Source organism: Nocardia sp. Marseille-Q1738 (assembly GCF_965283145.1).
The window spans coordinates 408,157-424,634 of the sequence record NZ_CBDIMS010000003.1 but is presented as its reverse complement, the minus strand read 5'-3'; the positions used below and the strand labels follow the sequence as shown (position 1 = coordinate 424,634).

The following is a 16,478-nucleotide window of genomic DNA, read 5'->3' as shown; positions in this document are numbered from 1 at the left end:
GCTCGTGCCGGAGCCGAGCGTCAGCGAGGCGCAGGCATGAGCGAGCGAGCGATAGGTACTGCCGCCTCGACGGTCATGACGGAGCCGAGCGCTGGAGGTGCGGGGATGAGTGCCCGTGCCGAACACGCGGTCGCGGGGCTGCCGCGACGCGGCGCGATGCGGCTAGCCTGGAATGACAAAGCAAGTGCACGCGCGAAACTGGTGGTGATGCTGGTGCTGAGCGTCGCGGTGCTGAGCGCGGCCTGCGGTCGCGCGGACCGCGCGGACAAGGGATCCGATGCGGCGCATCCGGCTACGTCCACGACCCGCCTCCTCGAGGTCGCTCCCGCGCCGGATCCGGTGACTCCAGACGGCGTCGCGGTCGCGGCGCTGCGGGAGATCTACAGCTGGGAACCCGCCACCGAGAGTCAGGGTGCTTCGCTGTCGCGAGCACGGAAGTTTCTCGGCCCCAGCCTGATTCGTATGCTGGACACGGCGCCGACCGCGGTGGAGACCCCGAAGTCGTCGCTGCAGTGGGCGGATTGGGCGAGGGAAGGGGCGCGTGTGGAGGCGTTCACTTTCGCGTCCGGCGAAAAGGCGCCGATCCTCACCGATCCGAACGTCCAGCAGTTCAAGATCGGAATCGAGCAGACCGTCGTCTACCCGAACGGGCGCACTGAGGCGTTGCCGCCCGCGACGGTGATCGCCACCGTCGTGCGCACACCCGACGGCTGGCGGCTCGACGCGTTCCGCTGACCACCCGCTTTCCCCACCGGACGGCCGACCCAGGAGGCACATATGGCGAAGAAGAAAAAGGTCACGGATCCGGCCGTACCCGGCCCCGACGTCAGCCTGATCCTGATCTACGCCGGCTTCGCGATCTTCGGAACCCTCTGGCTCGCGCTCCATCTGGGCAACATGCTCGCGGGCAGCCCGCAGAAAGTCCCGATCAACCCGATTGCCATCGCCGCCGATCTGGCCAGGGGAAAGCTCCAGTGGCCCGGCGCGGCCACGGCGATCGTCCTGCTGGTGATCATGAGCGTGGTCGGCTATCTCGTGATTCGCAAGCGGCTGCAGAAGCGCCAGTCCAAGGGCAGGCTGCCGGTCGACGACAAGGCCGACGTGATGGGCAATGGCGGCGCGATCTCGATGCTCACCGAGGCAGGTGTCCGGGAGAAGGCCCAGCTGCTCGGTGTGAAACTGCCTGACGGCGGCGTTCCCGGCGTGCCGATCGGCATCGGCGTGGCCGACGGCGTCATGCTCTACGGCTCGTATGAGGATCTGCACCTGGACATCTGGGGTCCCCGCCAAGGCAAGTCGACCTCTCGCGTGATCCCGGCGATCCTCACCGCGATCGGGCCGGTGCTGGCCACCTCGAACAAGCGCGACGTGGTTGACGCCACCCGGGACGTCCGGGAATCCAAGGGAAGTCCCACGTTCGTCTTCGACCCGCAGGGCGTCGCGGGCGAAGATCCGACCTGGTTCTGGGATCCGTTGTCCTGGGTGGACGCGAAGCGGGAAGGGTGCGAGATGCGCGCGGCGCGGCTGGCCGGGCACTTCGCCGACGGTGATGACGGCCGCGACACCAAGTCCGACGCGTTCTTCGATCCCGAGGCCGAGGACCTGCTGGCCGGACTTTTCCTCGCCGCCGCCGTCGGCGACCGCAACGGCAGCCGCCCGATCGTGCAGGTCTGGGAATGGGTGACCAATCCGCAGGACACCGAGCCCATCGAACTCCTGCGTGCCGCCCGCCACCACTACACGGCTTCCGGCCTCTCCTCGCAGTACAACACCGACCCGCGTACGCGCAGCGGCATCTTCGGGACCGCCAAGAAGATGATCCGCTGCCTGAAGTTGTCGAACGTGCACCCGTGGATCACCCGGGGCGGGGACCGCAGGGAGTTCGACGAGATGGAGTTCCTGAATCACAACGGAACGCTGTACAGCCTGTCGCTGGAGGGCCGCGGCTCGGCCGCGCCGCTGGTGAGCGCGCTCACCGAGGCGGTGATCGACATCGCGATGCGCAAGGCCTCGCAGTCGGCCGGTGGGCGACTGGCGATTCCATTGCTCGCGGTGCTCGACGAGGCCGCGAACGTGGTGCGCTGGAAGGATCTGCCCAAGCAGTACAGCCACTTCGGCTCGCGCGGCATCGTGGTGATGACAGTGCTGCAGTCGTGGGCGCAGGGAGCGCGCTGCTGGGGTGAGAGCGGCATGAACGCCCTGTGGTCGGCGGCGAACATCAAGGTGCTCGGCAGCGGTGTGGACGACACCAAATTCCTGCAGGAGCGTTCGGACGTGCTCGGCGAATACGACGCGATCTCGCAGTCGGTTTCCGAATCCAAAGGCGGCAAGAGCTATTCACGCTCGCTGAGTTCGTCCAAGACGTTCACGGTCAACGCATTGGCGACGTTGCCGCGCGGCCGGGCCATCCTGTTCCCGTCCGGGGCGCCGCCGGTGCTGCTGCGTACGGTGCCGTGGTGGGAAGGCGAGTACGCTGCCGACGTGAAGCAGTCCATCTCGCGTCATGATCCGGAACGCAAGACCCAGATCACGGACCTCGGCGCGCTTTCGCTGAGCAAGTCGACGCCGGCGCCGGAGCGCGGACCGATCGAGGAGGTTCGGCCGCTATGACCGAGCAGCAGCAACAACCGATGGCCTACTCGAATGTGGTGGATTTCGTCGAGAACTACCTCAGCGGAATCTACCGGCGGCAGGTCACCGATCTCAGCGACACGGTGTGGTGCCCGGAATGGTGGCAGCACGCCGAGGCCATCGCTCGGCTGGATGCGCTGTGGCGGGCCTGGGAGCATTACCGCCAGGACGGGGCGACCGGCCTGAGCGTCTGGTTCCTGGATCACGCGGACCCGCACATGGCGAAGCTGTTCGACCCCAAGGGGCCGTTCAAGTACTGCAGTGTGCGCAACGGCCACAAGGACATGCTCAGCCCGCTGCCGACGAAATTGCCGCAGAACGGCATGTTCAGCGATCCTACTATCGGCGACTACCGCCCGTAACCGGTTGCGCGGCAGCCGGTCTGGACAACGAATCGAAAGACAAACGCCCGCTGGGGACTCCAGCGGGCGCTCATTCGCCTGATTATCTCGTGCGCTCCAGGCCGCGGGATTCCTGTTCCCTCGCACCCCTGGTGACCGTCGCCGCCTCACCCGGCCGGGTGCGCACGGCCTCGCCCGGTGGTTGTGCCTGCCCTACTTCGATCAGCATCCGCACCGCGGCCAGTTCCGGCGCGACACCCATTTTGGCGAGATGGGCGGCGATCGCCATCCGCCGTTCCGGGGAGTCGTATTGCAACGCCGGCTTGGCGTTGGCGGCGGCAGTGGCGGCCATCCGCGAGGCCTCGGCTTGCGCGGAGAAGCGGTCCTTCTCCAGGGACACACCCTTTTCCGCGATCGGCTTCTCGATCAACCGAGCCAGCTCCGTGTTCCGCGGATCCTTGGCCTTCGCGTCGCGGGCCTCACGGACCTGCAGTTCCCTCGCCTCTTTGACGCGGGCCTCGGCGAGCTTGACTCGCGCTTCGACTTCCTTCTGACCACGCTCACGGGTCTTCAAGGCGACGAGTGTCGCAAGCTGCAACATTGTCCTCATCATGGCTGCGGTTTCCCGGCCGATGTCGTCCAGTTCCTCGGACATGGCTGCTCCCCGATGCTGCAGTGATCACTATGGATGATGGTGGTGCTTCGTCACGGACGCCGCCACGCGAACTGTAGTCCCGTGCAGCGGGTCCCGCCTGCAAACGTGGACACCCGGAGTACTCGCGGCGTGGCGCACACTCTCTCCCAGGGCGATCCTGTCGAGGGGGTGACTACGCTACGGGAACTCCTTGGTTCGAGGTTACCCGACAAAGGTCGGCACAATCTAACGAGCGTGCCGCTTATCAGCATATATCGCACATTTCCGGCGCGCGTCGGAACACGCTGGATGATCTTCGGGATGAGGGCACCCTAGCCGAACAAAGGTTCGCCTATCCTCGCTCGAGCGGGCTACGCTCACGACACGGCTCGGGCCCGCTGCCAGTACGGCGGCGGGCCCGAGAGTTCGACGATCAGCGGTCGATGCGGACCGACTGGATCGCGACCGGCTGGTTCGGCTTGCCGTCGCCGGGGCCGTTGGAGTTGTCCTGGCCCACCTGTGCGATCTTGTCGAGGGTGCCGAGGCTGTTCTCGTCCACCGTGCCGAAGATCGTGTACTGCGGCGGCAGCTGGGAATCCGCGTAGACGATGAAGAACTGGCTGCCGTTGGTGCCGGGACCGGCGTTGGCCATGGCGAGGGCTCCGCGCTTGTAGGCGATCGCGTTCTGGGTGGCGTTCGGGTCGTCCGGCGCGTACTGATCGGTCGGGTACTCGTTGTCGAATTCGTAACCGGGCCCGCCCATTCCGGTACCGGTCGGATCACCGCACTGCAGCACCTTCAGGCCCTCGTCTGCGGTCATCCGGTGGCAGTCGGTGCCGTCGAAGAAATTCTGCGCGGCCAGGCTGACGAAGCTGTTCACCGTGCACGGCGACTCGGCGTTGTTCAGCGTCAGACCGATCGGGCCCTGACTGGTCTCCATGCTGACGCTGACCTTGGCATCGACCCCGGTGGTCGGGATGCCGTCGGCCTTCGGCTTGCTCGCGGGCTTGTCGGCGGGCTTGGCGCTGTCGCGGTAGACACAGTCGACCGTCGCGGGCTTTGCCTTCGCCGCGGGCGGCGCGGCAGCGGTGGGGGCGCTGGACAGCGAGGGGTCGGCGGCGTCGGAGCCGCTGTCCTCGCCGCGGGTCAGGAAGTACACCCCGGTGACGGCGGCGACCACGACGACGACACCCAGCACCGATCCTGCGATCGTGAGTTGCTTCCGCTTGCGCGCCCGCTCGGCCCGGTTGGCGAGCTGACGCTCCAGCTTGCGTTTCGCCGCTGCTCGTCGCTGTTCGTTGCTCGGCACTACCACGTTCCTCCCGTATCCGGTGACATCGGGATAAGAGTGTGCCATTTCTTCCTGAGACTGATCCGCATCCTTCCCGAGAGGCGGTTCGGCGAACCGGTTGGACTTGCGGGGGCGTAGTGGTGGAAACTGGAGCATCGTGACCAAGACCAGCAGCTTCTCCGCCCCGAAGGGGGTACCGGACTACGTGCCACCCGGCTCGGCCGAGTTCGTCGCGGTGCGCGACGGCTTGCTCCGCGCCGCCCGACTGGCCGGGTACGGACATATCGAGCTGCCGGTTTTCGAGGACACGGGCCTGTTCGCCCGTGGTGTCGGCGAGTCGACCGACGTGGTCACCAAGGAGATGTACACCTTCCCCGACCGCGGTGACCGCAGCGTCACGCTGCGCCCGGAGGGGACCGCCGGTGTGATGCGCGCGGTCATCGAGCACGGCCTCGACCGCGGCCAGCTGCCGGTGAAGCTGCGCTACGCGGGTCCGTTCTTCCGCTACGAGCGGCCGCAGGCCGGCCGGTACCGGCAGCTGCAGCAGGTGGGGATCGAGGCGATCGGCGTCGACGACCCGGCGTTGGACGCCGAGGTGATCGCCATCGCCGATGCCGGATTCCGTGGACTCGGACTGGACGGCTTCCGGCTGGAGATCACCTCGCTGGGCGACGAGACCTGCCGCCCGCAGTATCGGGAACTGCTGCAGGAGTTCTTGCTCCAGCTGCCGCTGGATGAGGAGACCGAGCGGCGCGCCCAGCTCAATCCGCTGCGTGTCCTGGACGACAAACGGCCCGAGGTACGCGCGATGACCGCGAACGCGCCGTTGATGATCGATCACCTCTCGGAATCGGCCAAGGCGCACTTCGAGCAGGTGCTCGGCCACCTGGAAGCGCTCGGCGTGCCCTACGTGGTGAACCCGCGCATGGTGCGCGGCCTGGACTACTACACCAAGACCACGTTCGAGTTCGTGCACGACGGTCTCGGCGCGCAGTCCGGCATCGGCGGCGGGGGCCGCTACGACGGCCTGATGGCCGAACTCGGCGGGCAGCCGCTGTCGGGCATCGGCTTCGGTATCGGCGTGGACCGCACCATGCTGGCGCTGGCGGCCGAGGGCAAGTCGGCGGGCAACCCGGCGCGCTGCGAGGTATTCGGTGTGCCGCTGGGCGATGCCGCCAAACAGCGGCTGGTCGTGCTCGCGGCGCAGCTGCGTGCGGCAGGTGTGCGGGTCGATCTCGCCTACGGCGGGCGCGGCGTGAAAGGTGCGATGAAGGCGGCCGACCGGTCGGGGGCGGCGTTCACCCTGGTGCTGGGCGACCGCGACATCGCGGAGAACACCATCGGGCTCAAGGACATGGCGACCGGCGAGCAGCGGCAGATCCCGCTGGCCGAAGTGGTCGGGGTGATCCGGGAGTCGCTGGCCTAGCCGCGGCGAGGTCGGCGCGGGCCACCGGTTGCGCGGCATGGACGCCGCGACCGGGGTACTCTGCGCCGAACCCGCCGTCGGCCGAGCGGCGGGCACGGTAGCGTGACCGGCGCATCGATGCCGGGGTCGCGAGAGGGCGGAGCAGTGTCGACGAATTCTGATGACGAGCAGGCGCTCGCGCCGGTAGGGCTCGACTTGGTCGCGCCCGAGCTGTACGCGCCGATGCTGCGCCGCCTCGCGCTGGCCGCATCGGGCATCGGAATCGGCGCCGCGCTGCTGGCGGCGACCGTGGTGAGCTGGCCGATCGCCGTCGCCATCGGCGTAGTCGTCGGCGCGCCAACCGTCTTGTACGCCATCGCGTTGCGGCGGCGGCGAATGTGGCTGTCCGGGACGATCATTCACGCCCGCAGGCTGTTCGGGGAGCGGCAGGTGGAGATGTCGTCGGCGACGGGTGTCGAGGTGCTGGTCTTCCCGGCGCGGCTGAGCCGTATCGTCCTGCGGGTCACCGCCGGAGAGGTCTCGCAGGTCATCCCGCTGGCGATGTACACCGACGCGGGCAGCGGCCGCGAGCTGCATCTGCTCGGCCTGCGCAGGCTCGCCGACGCGCTCGCCGCCAGTCGATTGGCCGCGGCGGTGGCCGTTTCCGCCATGCTGGTGCATCAATTGCGGGCCGAGGCGCGCGATGCCGGTCTGGAGGAGCGGCCGCTGTATCGGGCCGTGCAGCTGGCGCGGGCCAAGGACGTGGTGTCGCCGATCGTGCTGACCGACACCGAGGTCGCCGCGCTCGGCTGAAACCCGAGCGTCGGCCCCGGGCGCGTCCGGGGCCGACGCCGCGTTCCACCGAGTCGGCGTGCGCCGGGCCGCTACCCGACCGTCCAGGTTTCCGGCCCGGTGAGCAGGGCCTGGAGGGATTCCGGACCGATTGGTTTTGTTTCCCGGGCGACCTCGGTCTGGTAGCGCACGGCGTCGTCGTAGGTCGGCCGCGAGACGCTGCGGAAGACGCCGGTGACGACATGGTCGAGGCCCTGATCGGACAGCCGCGACAGCGCGTAGGCGTACTCCGGGCTGTCGGCGTACGCGTCGTGCACCACGATGTCGGACTCCGCGACACTGTCGGTACGGGCCACCTTCAGCCCGAAACCGCTTCGGACGACCGCGAATTCGCCCTCGGCGCCGAACCGGATGGGTTCGCCGTGCCGCAGCGGGATGAGGTGATTCGCGGCGTTCTCCCGGCGCAGCACGTCGAACGAGCCGTCGTTGAAGATCGGGCAGTCCTGCAGGATCTCCACGAACGACGTGCCGCGATGCTCGGCGGCGGCGCGCAGCACCTCGGTGAGTCCCGCGCGATCGGAATCCAGCGCGCGGGCGGCGAAGGTCGCTTCCGCGCCCAAGGCCACCGACAAGGTGTTGAACGGGTGGTCAGGCGAACCCATCGGGGTGGACTTGGTGATCTTGCCCTGCTCCGAGGTCGGGGAGTACTGGCCCTTGGTCAGCCCGTAGATCCGGTTGTTGAACAGCAGGATCGTCATGTTCACATTGCGGCGCAACGCGTGGATGAGATGGTTGCCTCCGATGGACAGCGCGTCGCCGTCACCGGTCACCACCCAGACCGACAGATCGGGACGGCTGACCGCGAGGCCGGTCGCGATCGCGGGAGCCCGGCCGTGGATCGAGTGGATGCCGTACGCCTCCAAGTAGTACGGGAAGCGGCTGGAGCAGCCGATCCCGGAGACGAACATCAGGTTCTCCCTGCGCAAGCCGAGTTCGGCGAGGAAGCCGCGCACCGTCGCCAGGATCACGTAGTCGCCGCAGCCGGGGCACCAGCGGACCTCCTGATCGGAGGTGAAGTCCTTCGCCTTCTGCGGTCCGTCCGCGGACGGTACCCCGGACAGGCCGGTCAGGCCCAGGTCCGTGCCGACAAGCGACGTTTCGACGATGGTCATGCGTTACCCCCAGTGGTGGTGCGGTCAGCGGCTGCCTCGCCTTCGCTCGGCCCGGCGCTGGGCTGTGGACGGACTTCGTCCGGCTGTGTTCTATATGTGGCCTGCGCCCGGGCGGCGAAGACCTTGTTCTGTTCCATCTCCTCGATCGACCCGTCCAGCGCCGCGTCGATGACGCCGACCAGCTCCTGGGCGGAGAACGCGGTGCCCGCGATCTTCGTCCACGGCCGCACGTCGACCAGGTACCTCGCGCGCAGCAGCATGGCCAGCTGGCCGCCGTTCATCTCCGGCGCCACCACGATGCGGTAGCGGCGCAAGACCTCACCCAGGTTGGCGGGCAATGGATTCAGATGTCGTAGGTGTGCCTGGGCGACCGGAACGCCGCGGCGGCGGACGCGCCGGCAAGCCTCGCCGATCGGGCCGTAGGAGCTGCCCCAGCCGATCAGCAGGAGCTCGGCCGTGCCGTCGGGATCGTCCACCTCGACATCCGGCACGGTGATGCCGTCGATCTTGGCCTGACGCAATCGCACCATGAGCTCGTGGTTGGCGGGATCGTAGGAGATGTTGCCGCTGCCGTCCGCCTTCTCCAGTCCGCCGATGCGGTGCGCGCGTCCCTTGGTGCCGGGGACCGCCAGCGGGCGCGCCAGCGTGTCGGGATCACGGGTGTAGGGCTGGAACGGGGCGCCGTCCTCACTCTCCGGCTCGAACGCCGGGTCGATCGGGGCCAGCTCCGCCACTCGCGGAATCGACCATGGTTCCGAACCGTTCGCGATCGCGCCGTCGGAGAGCAACAGCACCGGTGTGCGGTAGGTGAGTGCGATCCGTGCCGCGTCCACCGCGGCGGCGAAGCAGTCGGCGGGGGAGCGGGGCGCGACCACCGCCACCGGCGATTCGCCGTTGCGGCCGTAGAGGGCCTGCAGCAGGTCGGCCTGCTCGGTTTTGGTCGGCAGACCGGTGGAGGGGCCGCCCCGCTGCACATCGATGACGACCAGTGGCAGTTCCGTCATCACCGCGAGGCCGATGGTCTCGCTCTTGAGCGCGAGGCCGGGCCCGGAGGTGCTGGTGACGCCCAGCGCGCCGCCGAGCGAAGCGCCCAGCGCCGCGCCGATCCCGGCGATCTCGTCCTCGGCCTGGAAGGTCGTGACGCCGAAGTTCTTGTGCTTGCTCAGCTCGTGCAGGATGTCCGAGGCGGGCGTGATGGGGTAGGTACCGAGGAAGACGGGCAGTCCCGCGAGCTGACCGGCGGCGATCAGGCCGTAGGCGAGCGCGGTGTTGCCGGTGATCTGCCGGTAGGTGCCCGGCGCCAGCTTCGCCGGCGCGATCTCGTAGGTGGTGGCGAAGCTCTCGGTGGTCTCGCCGTAGTTCCAGCCCGCACGGAACGCCAGCACGTTGGCCTCGGCGATGTCCGGCTTCGTGGCGAATTTCTCCCGCATGAACCGCTCGGTTCCGCCGATCGGGCGCCCGTACATCCAGGACAGCAGGCCGAGGGCGAACATGTTCTTGGCGCGCTGGGCGTCCTTCTTGCCCACCCCGGTCGATTCGGTGGCGCCCAGGGTGAGCGACGTCATCGGGACCCGGTGGACCACGAAGTCCGACAGGGTGTCGTCGGCCAGTGGGTCGGCGGTGTAACCGACCTTGGCGAGGGTGCGCTTGGTGAACTCGTCGGTGTTGACGATGACGGTGGCGCCGCGCGGAAGATCGTCCAGATTCGCCTTCAGCGCGGCGGGGTTCATCGCGACCAGCACATCGGGCTGGTCGCCCGCGGTGAGAATGTCGTAGTCGGCGATCTGGATCTGGAACGACGAGACGCCCGGCAGGGTGCCCTGCGGCGCTCTGATCTCGGCCGGGAAGTTCGGCTGGGTAGCCAGGTCGTTGCCGAAGGCGGCGGCCTCGTGAGTGAAGCGATCGCCGGTCAGCTGCATTCCGTCGCCGGAGTCCCCGGCGAACCGAATGACGACCTTTTCCAATTTTGCTGTGCCGACATCATTTTGGTGTGAAACCATGTGCCTGCGTCACTTCCTCGTCGCTGAGAGGTGCCATCGCCAAACTACTCCGTCGAATGCGGTTCGCGCCCGGCGAAGCGCGCGGACCCGCGAGATTCGGCGATGGCGGCGTCAGGCGAACAATGCCAGCTGCGGGTCGGTCGTGTCCGCGGTTTCGGGCCGTGTCTCCGGTTCGGCCTGCCTGCGCGGCGTCAAACCATGCTCGGCCAGCAGAGGATCGACGCGTGCGCGCAGCCAGGCTGAGTATTCCGGCGTCACGTTCGCGCCGCGGCCGTAGAGCTGACGGTAGCGGCGCAGGAGAGCCGGATGGTGCTCGGCCAGCCAGGACAGGAACCAGCCCCTGGTGCTGCCGCGCAGGTGCATCGGGAACGCGACGGCCGAGCTCGCCCCGGCCTCGGCGATAGCGCCGAAGATGGCGTCCAGGTGCGCCCGGCTGTCGGTGAGACATGGGATGACCGGTGCGACCAGGACGTTGACCTCGAATCCCGCGTCGGTGAGGGCGCGTACCAAGTCCAGTCGCGCACGCGGTGACGGCGTGCCCGATTCCAGGCTGCGATGCAGGTCCTCGTCGAGGATCGCGATGGACACCGCCAGACTCACCCGCACCTCGCGGGCGGCCGAGGTGAGCAACGGCAGATCCCGCCGCAGTAATGTGCCCTTGGTCAGGATGGAGAACGGGGTGCCGAACTCGGTCAGCGCGCGAATGATCCCCGGCATCAAGCGATACCGGCCTTCCGCGCGCTGATACGGATCGGTGTTGGTGCCGAGTGCGACCGGTGCGCGCCGCCAGGACCGCCTGCCGAGTTCCTTGCGCAGCACCGCGGCGATATTCGTCTTCACCACGATCTGCGTGTCGAAGTCCCGGCCCGGGTCCAGGTCCAGGTACTCGTGCGTGCCGCGGGCGAAACAGTAGCGGCAGGCGTGCGAACAGCCGCGCATCGGATTGACCGTCCACTGGAACGGCAGATTCGTGGCCTCGGGCACCTTGTTCAACGCGCTCTTGCACAGCACCTCGTGGAACGTGATGCCCTCGAACTCGGGTGTCCGCACGGTGCGCACCAAACCTGCCCGGGACAGTCCGGGCAGGGCGCCGTCCTCGGCGTCCAGGGTTTGGCTTTGCCACCGCACCCCTTCAGTCGAACATGTGTTCTAAGAGCTGTCAAGCGATCTGCTTGGCGCCGGGCGGCGCGAGCCGAGTGGGGTCGGCGAAGAAGGTGACCAGGTCGCGGACGGTCTCGTCGAGCGTGCGCGGCTGGTACCCGAGTTCGCGCGCGGCCTTGCCGTGGTCGACGATCGGCGCGGAGATCAGCGCGCCGAGCGCGGCCTTGGAGACGATGTCGGAATTGAACAGCTTGCCGATGGGTGCCAGCACCGGGATCACGCCGGAGACCAGCTTGGCGGGGATGGCGAACTTCGGGCCCTTCTTGCCGCCGTGCGCCGCGGCGGCGCGGCACAGCTCGAGCATCGCGATCATCGACCCGCCCAGCAGGTAGTTCTCGCCGGTGCGGCCGCGTTCGCCGGCCAGCATCAGGCCTTCGGCCACGTCGCGCACGTCCACCAGGTCGAATCCGCCGCCGATCATGGCGGGCACCCGCCCCAGCGCCGCATCCTTCAAGGTCCGGTTGATCCGGGACAGCGGCTTGCCGTAGTCCAGTGGGCCGAAGACGCCGGTGGGATTGCACAGCACCGCGTCCAAGCCCTGGTCGATCACCTCGCGCAGTGCCACCTCGCCCGCCCACTTCGAACGGTCGTAGACCGGCAGGGCCGGGTCGGTCGACCGCGGAGCGCGCTCGTCGATCCGGCCGCCGCAGCTGTACTGGTCGAACGCGTGGATGGAGCTGGCGTGCACCATGCGGCGCGCGCCGACGGCCAGCGCCGCCTCGGCGACGACGCGCACGCCCTCGGTGTTCACCCGCCAGGCCAGGTCGTTCTTCTCGGCGAGGGTGATCACCGCGACCAGGTGGTAGACGACCTCGGCGCCGGCCAGCGCGGCGCGCATCGACGCCGGATCCAGCACATCGCCGCGCACCCAGGTGACGCCGGGCGCCGCCGTCTCGCCGGGAATCGCGCGATCGATGGCGGTGACCTGGTGTCCGCGCTCGGTGAGCAGGCGGAGCAGGTTCGTGCCAAGGTAGCCGGCTGCGCCGGTCACTGCGACCTTCATGGCAGAGAGAATATAGAACTTGTTCTAATTTGCAACACGTTCCAATTGCGTGCCGGTTGCCTTGTCCCGCGGCGCGTTCGGGCTCGAAACATGCCGGTACCGTCCGCTATATTGAGCGCAACCGTAGCGGCCCTTGCCGATTCGGCAGGGAGCGGGAGCGGTCACGACGAAGTTCATGACGCATGTTCACGACGATTTGGGGGGCAACTCGATGAGTGATCTCTCGGTAGAGACCGAAGCGGTCCGGGCGTTCGCCGCCACGAACGCGGGTATCGCCGGTGATCTGGCTGGGGCGGGCAATATCGACGCGGCGAAGAACATTGCCGCGCTGGTTCCGGTGTTCGGCCTGATCGGCGCGGACTACCTGGCGATGTTCGCCGCGGCGCAGCTGTTGCAGGCCAAAGACATCAACGATCTGTCGGCCAAATATGCCAAGCTCTCGGAGTCGGCGTTCAGCGCCGCGGCGGCCTTCGACGCCATGGACTGGTCCAATGCGGGCGCGCTCGGATCGAAGACGGGCGAGATCGGGGGCTTGGTATGAGACCGCTCGACAGCGGGGTCATCGCCCCGGAGGAGCAGGCCGTCGCGCACGCGGCCGAGCAGAATGTCGCCATCGGCCAGCAGACCGTGCTGGACGCCCTGCAGAATTCCCCGGCGCAGGCGGTGCTCGACCTGCCGCTGCCCCAGCTGCCCGAGGACATGCCGCCGATCGAGCCGCCCGCATTCGTATTGGCGCGCAAGGTCTCCGAGGATCAGCAGACGATCGGCGCGACTCCCGCCGGACTCCCCGGACTGAACGGTGTTCCAGGCGGCGAGGATCTTCCCGGCGTGCCGCACGAGGTGTCCGCCCTGCTCGGCGACGCGAACGCCGCGGCAGCTCCGGTGGCCCGAGCCGCGCTCGAGCACGCCGACGGCGTGCTGAGCGGTGCCCTCACCGACGCGCCGAGCTCGATCGCCACCGCGGCGAATCAGGTGAATCAGGCAGCGGCCGCGCTGCCGCCGCTGCCCGCCGATCCGGTCGCCGCGCTGATGCAGGGCGTCGCGCTGCCCGCGCTGCCCGGCGTGGACGTGCTGATGAAGCCGATCCTCGACCTGCTCGGCAGCTTCGGCACCGGCGTCATCGGCGCATTCGATCCGACCGCGATCCTCAGCCAGTCCTCCAAGGTCATCGAGATGGCCATGCAGGTGGGCAGGGGCAGCATGGCCACGGTGGAGCAGGTGTGGCAGGGCCAGGCCGCCCGCAACGCCCAGGCCACGAGCCAGCAGGCGAACGTCGAGGGCCAGGAGACCGGCCAGCGCGGCATCGATATCGCCGAACTCACCCAGCGCGCCGCCGTGGTGGTGCAGCAGGGCAACGCGCAGCTGCTCGGCATCGCCTCGTCCTTCGCCACCCAGGCGACCGCGCTCGCCCCGGTGATCCTCACCCCGCCCGCACAGGCGACGCTGATCGCGTCGGCCACCGAGCACCTGGGCCACGCCGTCGGCGTGGTCAACGCCACCCGCGGTGATCTGGCGGGCAAGACCGCCGAGCTCGGCGGCATGGTGCAGCAGCTGGTCGGACCGGAGGCGCAGGAAGCCGCGCAGTCGCTGGCGCAGAACGTCGGCCAGCCGATCCTGGAGCATGCGCAGTCGACCGCGACCGACACCGCGACCAAGGCGGCCGGCCTGGACTCTTCCACGCCCGGCACGTCGAGCCCCCTGACCACGCCCTCGTCGGTGCACACCCCGCAGAGCCCGAGTACCAGCCACGGTGCGCCGTCCGGATTGTTCGGCAGTCCCGGTCGGCCGGGAACCCCGAGCACGCCCTCCGTACCCAAGCCCACCGGCCTGCCCGGCACTCCAGTCGCTCCGGTCCGCCCGGTCGCCGGTATGCCCGGCACGCCGTTCGGAACCGGCACGCCCGGCACTACCGCGGCCGGAGCCAACAGCTTCATGGGCGGCCCGGCCGCCGCCGCGGGGCAACGGAACGATGAGGCGGAGCACTCGCGCACGGTACAGCCGTACTCGAGCCCCACCGGCAACGACGATCTCACCGGTCCGCTGGGGGAGTCCACGCCGGACGTCATCGGCGCGACGCACTCCGACGAGATCATCAGCTCGGACTACGAACAGGACCAGTTCTAGTCCGCGGCAATGCTTCCGGCTCGGCCTACGCAACGGTGGTCCGCTCCGGGCCGAGCACCGTGCGGTTCTCAGTTGTCCGGGACGAACGCGTCGAGCAGTGTCTTGTAGAGGTCGGCGAAGCGTTTGCGCACGGCCTGCTGCTCGGCGCCGAGCCCGTCGGTGGCCTCGGGCGCATACACGACCAGATGCACGTCCTGCCCCGCTGACTGCGGCATGTAGTCGATGATCCGGCTGCTCTGATCGGCGGCCCTCGGCACACCGAGATCCGCCGTGGCCAGAGCGGTGGTCTCGGCCACCGCGGCTTTCAGCGCATCGGGCGGAATGTGGCCTTCGATCCGCTTCGGCGGCGTCTCCGGGCGACGACCGGCGGCAACGGCGTCGGGACTGCTGACCGCCCGGCCGTCGGCGAAGATCTCCAGCTGCGGGCGTAGATCGGTCCGGGTCTGCCAGCCGTCCGGGATGGTGGTCAGGGTGAACAGGGCCAGTGGCGCCGCGATCGGCGGTAGGGCGCTGGGCCGGTCGGCGGCCGGGTCGGCCGCGGCCGTGCCCGCGGCCATCCCGAGTGCCAGCATCACAACCAGCAGAACAGCTTTCGTTCCTCGCATGGATCCCATCTTCCGGTGCTGTCCGTGTCCGCCTGCGGCACAGGTGAACTGCCGTCGATCATGACAGCGCGCCCTCCCGCGTGCGGACCGGCGCGCTGTGTCGTCGATCGAATCCGGTTTTACCGCAAAGCGGACGGGTTGTTCAGGTCCGGTGCCGAATAGGTATCGCAGGCGCGAACCCGACCGGTCCGATAGCCGGTGAGGAACCACTTCTGCCGCTGCTCGGAGGAGCCGTGCGTCCATGCTTCGGGATTCACCCTGCCCTGCGCCGCGCGCTGGATGCGGTCGTCGCCGACCGCCGCGGCCGCAGACAGCGCGTCGTCGACGTCCTTGTCCGACAGCGGCCGCAGGAACGGCTGGTCGCCCCCGGGTGCGGGCTGTTCGTCCGCGAAATGCGCCCAGATGCCCGCGTAGCAGTCGGCCTGCAGCTCAGTGCGCACCGCACCGGACTCAGGGCCGCGAGGATCGCGTTGTGCGCGGCCGATGTCGCCGAGCTGATTCTGGAGGTGATGGCCGAACTCGTGCGCCACCACGTATTCCTGCGCCAGCGGACCGCCACTGGCGCCGAAACGATCCACCAGGTCCTGGAAGAAGCTGGTGTCGAAGTAGGCGGTCCGGTCGGCCGGGCAGTAGAACGGGCCCACCTCGCTGGTGGCATTGCCGCAGCCGGTCGCAACGGCGCCGGAGAAAAGCACGACGTCCGGCTCCACATAGCGCTTGCCGGTCTGCTTCGGCAGCTCGGCCGACCACACGGCGTCCAGGCTCTGGGCGGTGAGCGCCACCCGGCAGTCGAGGTACTTGTTGGCGTCGGCGCCGGTCTTGCAGTGGCTCGGCGTGCCGGCGGTGCCCGGCTGCGTCTGGCTCTGGTCCGGCGCGCCGGTGAAGTTGCCGAGAACGGAGCCCGGGTCGCCGCCCAGCAACAGGGTCAGCACCAGCACGATGAGTCCGCCCGCACCGCCGCCCAGCGCGAGCTTGCCGCCCATGCCGGGGCCACCGCCGGACGAAACGCGATCCGGATCGATCTGCATGCCCTCGTTGAAGGTCATCGTCGTCGCTCCTGTGTCGGATTTGTCGCGACCGCGTCGCGGCGTATTCGCGGCCCCGGGAAGGCTCGCATCCGAGCGGCCGAGACTCGCGACTTCGTCGCATGCGCTTCGGCCACACGGACCCGAGCGGGCCTCGAATGGCGCTCGTAGGACTCGCGCCCGTGGTGGGCGTGTTGGTGTGGCCCGTGACCGGTACCGTGCGCCGGGCGGGCCCGGCCGTATACAGCTTGGCACGGGTGTGGCTATATCGGTTTCCTCTCGCCGAATATGTCT

The 16,478-nt window shown here is 68.7% G+C and carries 15 protein-coding genes; 7 read left to right on the top strand and 8 right to left on the bottom strand.

The window, feature by feature from the left end; all coding sequences use genetic code 11:
- The first annotated feature begins 105 nt into the window (after positions 1 to 105).
- Genes ACWPXK_RS15445 through ACWPXK_RS15435 form a run of 3 tightly spaced genes read left to right on the top strand, consistent with a single transcriptional unit; the run spans position 106 to position 2,993 of the window.
- The gene (locus tag ACWPXK_RS15445; RefSeq protein ID WP_454196801.1) at positions 106 to 735 is read left to right on the top strand and encodes a hypothetical protein; all 630 of its coding nucleotides are present in this window, start codon (positions 106 to 108) and stop codon (positions 733 to 735) included.
- Between the two features lie 42 nt (positions 736 to 777).
- Positions 778 to 2,610, top strand: coding sequence for a type IV secretory system conjugative DNA transfer family protein (locus tag ACWPXK_RS15440; protein WP_454196800.1), 1,833 nt, complete (start codon positions 778 to 780; stop codon positions 2,608 to 2,610).
- Positions 2,607 to 2,993 carry a DUF4913 domain-containing protein gene (locus ACWPXK_RS15435; RefSeq protein WP_454196799.1) on the top strand — a complete coding sequence of 129 codons (387 nt, stop codon included), beginning with the start codon at positions 2,607 to 2,609 and terminating at the stop codon, positions 2,991 to 2,993. Before ACWPXK_RS15440 ends, ACWPXK_RS15435 begins: the two co-directional genes overlap by 4 nt.
- An 82-nt stretch (positions 2,994 to 3,075) precedes the next feature.
- Here the strand turns inward: ACWPXK_RS15435 and ACWPXK_RS15430 are convergent, their stop codons facing one another.
- Positions 3,076 to 3,627, bottom strand: coding sequence for a hypothetical protein (locus tag ACWPXK_RS15430; protein WP_454196798.1), 552 nt, complete (start codon positions 3,625 to 3,627; stop codon positions 3,076 to 3,078).
- A gap of 412 nt (positions 3,628 to 4,039) precedes the next feature.
- The gene (locus ACWPXK_RS15425; RefSeq protein ID WP_454196797.1) at positions 4,040 to 4,915 is read right to left on the bottom strand and encodes a peptidylprolyl isomerase; all 876 of its coding nucleotides are present in this window, start codon (positions 4,913 to 4,915) and stop codon (positions 4,040 to 4,042) included.
- 139 nt (positions 4,916 to 5,054) lie between these two features.
- Between ACWPXK_RS15425 and hisS the strand changes: the two genes are divergently transcribed.
- A complete protein-coding gene (gene hisS, locus ACWPXK_RS15420) occupies positions 5,055 to 6,323 on the top strand; it encodes a histidine--tRNA ligase (protein ID WP_454196796.1) in 1,269 nt (422 codons plus the stop codon).
- Between the two features lie 144 nt (positions 6,324 to 6,467).
- The gene (locus ACWPXK_RS15415) at positions 6,468 to 7,115 is read left to right on the top strand and encodes a hypothetical protein (protein WP_454196795.1); all 648 of its coding nucleotides are present in this window, start codon (positions 6,468 to 6,470) and stop codon (positions 7,113 to 7,115) included.
- 71 nt (positions 7,116 to 7,186) lie between these two features.
- On the opposite strand, the gene ACWPXK_RS15410 is transcribed toward ACWPXK_RS15415, so the two are convergent.
- The 4 genes from ACWPXK_RS15410 to ACWPXK_RS15395 form a co-directional block, all read right to left on the bottom strand.
- A complete protein-coding gene (locus ACWPXK_RS15410; protein WP_454196794.1) occupies positions 7,187 to 8,266 on the bottom strand; it encodes a 2-oxoacid:ferredoxin oxidoreductase subunit beta in 1,080 nt (359 codons plus the stop codon).
- On the bottom strand, positions 8,263 to 10,266 hold the full coding sequence (locus ACWPXK_RS15405) for a 2-oxoacid:acceptor oxidoreductase subunit alpha (protein WP_454196793.1): 2,004 nt from the start codon (positions 10,264 to 10,266) through the stop codon (positions 8,263 to 8,265). The genes ACWPXK_RS15410 and ACWPXK_RS15405 overlap by 4 nt, the downstream gene beginning before the upstream one ends.
- A 111-nt stretch (positions 10,267 to 10,377) precedes the next feature.
- The gene (locus tag ACWPXK_RS15400) at positions 10,378 to 11,394 is read right to left on the bottom strand and encodes an Rv2578c family radical SAM protein (RefSeq protein ID WP_454196792.1); all 1,017 of its coding nucleotides are present in this window, start codon (positions 11,392 to 11,394) and stop codon (positions 10,378 to 10,380) included.
- A 31-nt stretch (positions 11,395 to 11,425) separates the two neighbouring features.
- Positions 11,426 to 12,430, bottom strand: coding sequence for an NAD-dependent epimerase/dehydratase family protein (locus tag ACWPXK_RS15395; RefSeq protein ID WP_454196791.1), 1,005 nt, complete (start codon positions 12,428 to 12,430; stop codon positions 11,426 to 11,428).
- 211 nt (positions 12,431 to 12,641) lie between these two features.
- On the opposite strand from ACWPXK_RS15395, the gene ACWPXK_RS15390 reads away from it, so the two are divergent.
- Both ACWPXK_RS15390 and ACWPXK_RS15385 read left to right on the top strand, forming a co-directional pair.
- Entirely contained in the window at positions 12,642 to 12,971 is a 330-nt protein-coding gene (locus ACWPXK_RS15390) for a type VII secretion target (protein WP_454196790.1), read from the top strand.
- Complete coding sequence (locus tag ACWPXK_RS15385; protein ID WP_454196789.1) at positions 12,968 to 14,554, top strand: hypothetical protein; 1,587 nt, start codon at positions 12,968 to 12,970, stop codon at positions 14,552 to 14,554. Before ACWPXK_RS15390 ends, ACWPXK_RS15385 begins: the two co-directional genes overlap by 4 nt.
- 68 nt (positions 14,555 to 14,622) lie before the next feature.
- Here the strand turns inward: ACWPXK_RS15385 and ACWPXK_RS15380 are convergent, their stop codons facing one another.
- Positions 14,623 to 15,159: a hypothetical protein gene (locus ACWPXK_RS15380; protein WP_454196788.1), complete on the bottom strand. Its 537-nt coding sequence runs from the start codon at positions 15,157 to 15,159 to the stop codon at positions 14,623 to 14,625.
- A 119-nt stretch (positions 15,160 to 15,278) separates the two neighbouring features.
- Positions 15,279 to 16,205 (bottom strand): KPN_02809 family neutral zinc metallopeptidase, encoded by a 927-nt coding sequence (ypfJ, locus tag ACWPXK_RS15375; RefSeq protein ID WP_454196787.1) that lies wholly within the window; start codon positions 16,203 to 16,205, stop codon positions 15,279 to 15,281.
- Between the last annotated feature and the right edge of the window lie 273 nt (positions 16,206 to 16,478).

Excerpts from the sequence above, each read along its gene's own strand:
- ACWPXK_RS15405 (WP_454196793.1), bottom strand. The coding sequence starts at position 10,266 with ATGGTTTCACACCAAAATGATGTCGGCACAGCAAAATTGGAAAAGGTC.
- ACWPXK_RS15395 (WP_454196791.1), bottom strand. The coding sequence starts at position 12,430 with ATGAAGGTCGCAGTGACCGGCGCAGCCGGCTACCTTGGCACGAACCTG.
- ACWPXK_RS15380 (WP_454196788.1), bottom strand. The coding sequence starts at position 15,159 with ATGCGAGGAACGAAAGCTGTTCTGCTGGTTGTGATGCTGGCACTCGGG.
- ACWPXK_RS15410 (WP_454196794.1), bottom strand. The coding sequence starts at position 8,266 with ATGACCATCGTCGAAACGTCGCTTGTCGGCACGGACCTGGGCCTGACC.
- ACWPXK_RS15440 (WP_454196800.1), top strand. The coding sequence starts at position 778 with ATGGCGAAGAAGAAAAAGGTCACGGATCCGGCCGTACCCGGCCCCGAC.
- ACWPXK_RS15435 (WP_454196799.1), top strand. The coding sequence starts at position 2,607 with ATGACCGAGCAGCAGCAACAACCGATGGCCTACTCGAATGTGGTGGAT.
- ACWPXK_RS15385 (WP_454196789.1), top strand. The coding sequence starts at position 12,968 with ATGAGACCGCTCGACAGCGGGGTCATCGCCCCGGAGGAGCAGGCCGTC.
- ypfJ (WP_454196787.1), bottom strand. The coding sequence starts at position 16,205 with ATGACCTTCAACGAGGGCATGCAGATCGATCCGGATCGCGTTTCGTCC.
- ACWPXK_RS15445 (WP_454196801.1), top strand. The coding sequence starts at position 106 with ATGAGTGCCCGTGCCGAACACGCGGTCGCGGGGCTGCCGCGACGCGGC.
- ACWPXK_RS15390 (WP_454196790.1), top strand. The coding sequence starts at position 12,642 with ATGAGTGATCTCTCGGTAGAGACCGAAGCGGTCCGGGCGTTCGCCGCC.
- ACWPXK_RS15430 (WP_454196798.1), bottom strand. The coding sequence starts at position 3,627 with ATGTCCGAGGAACTGGACGACATCGGCCGGGAAACCGCAGCCATGATG.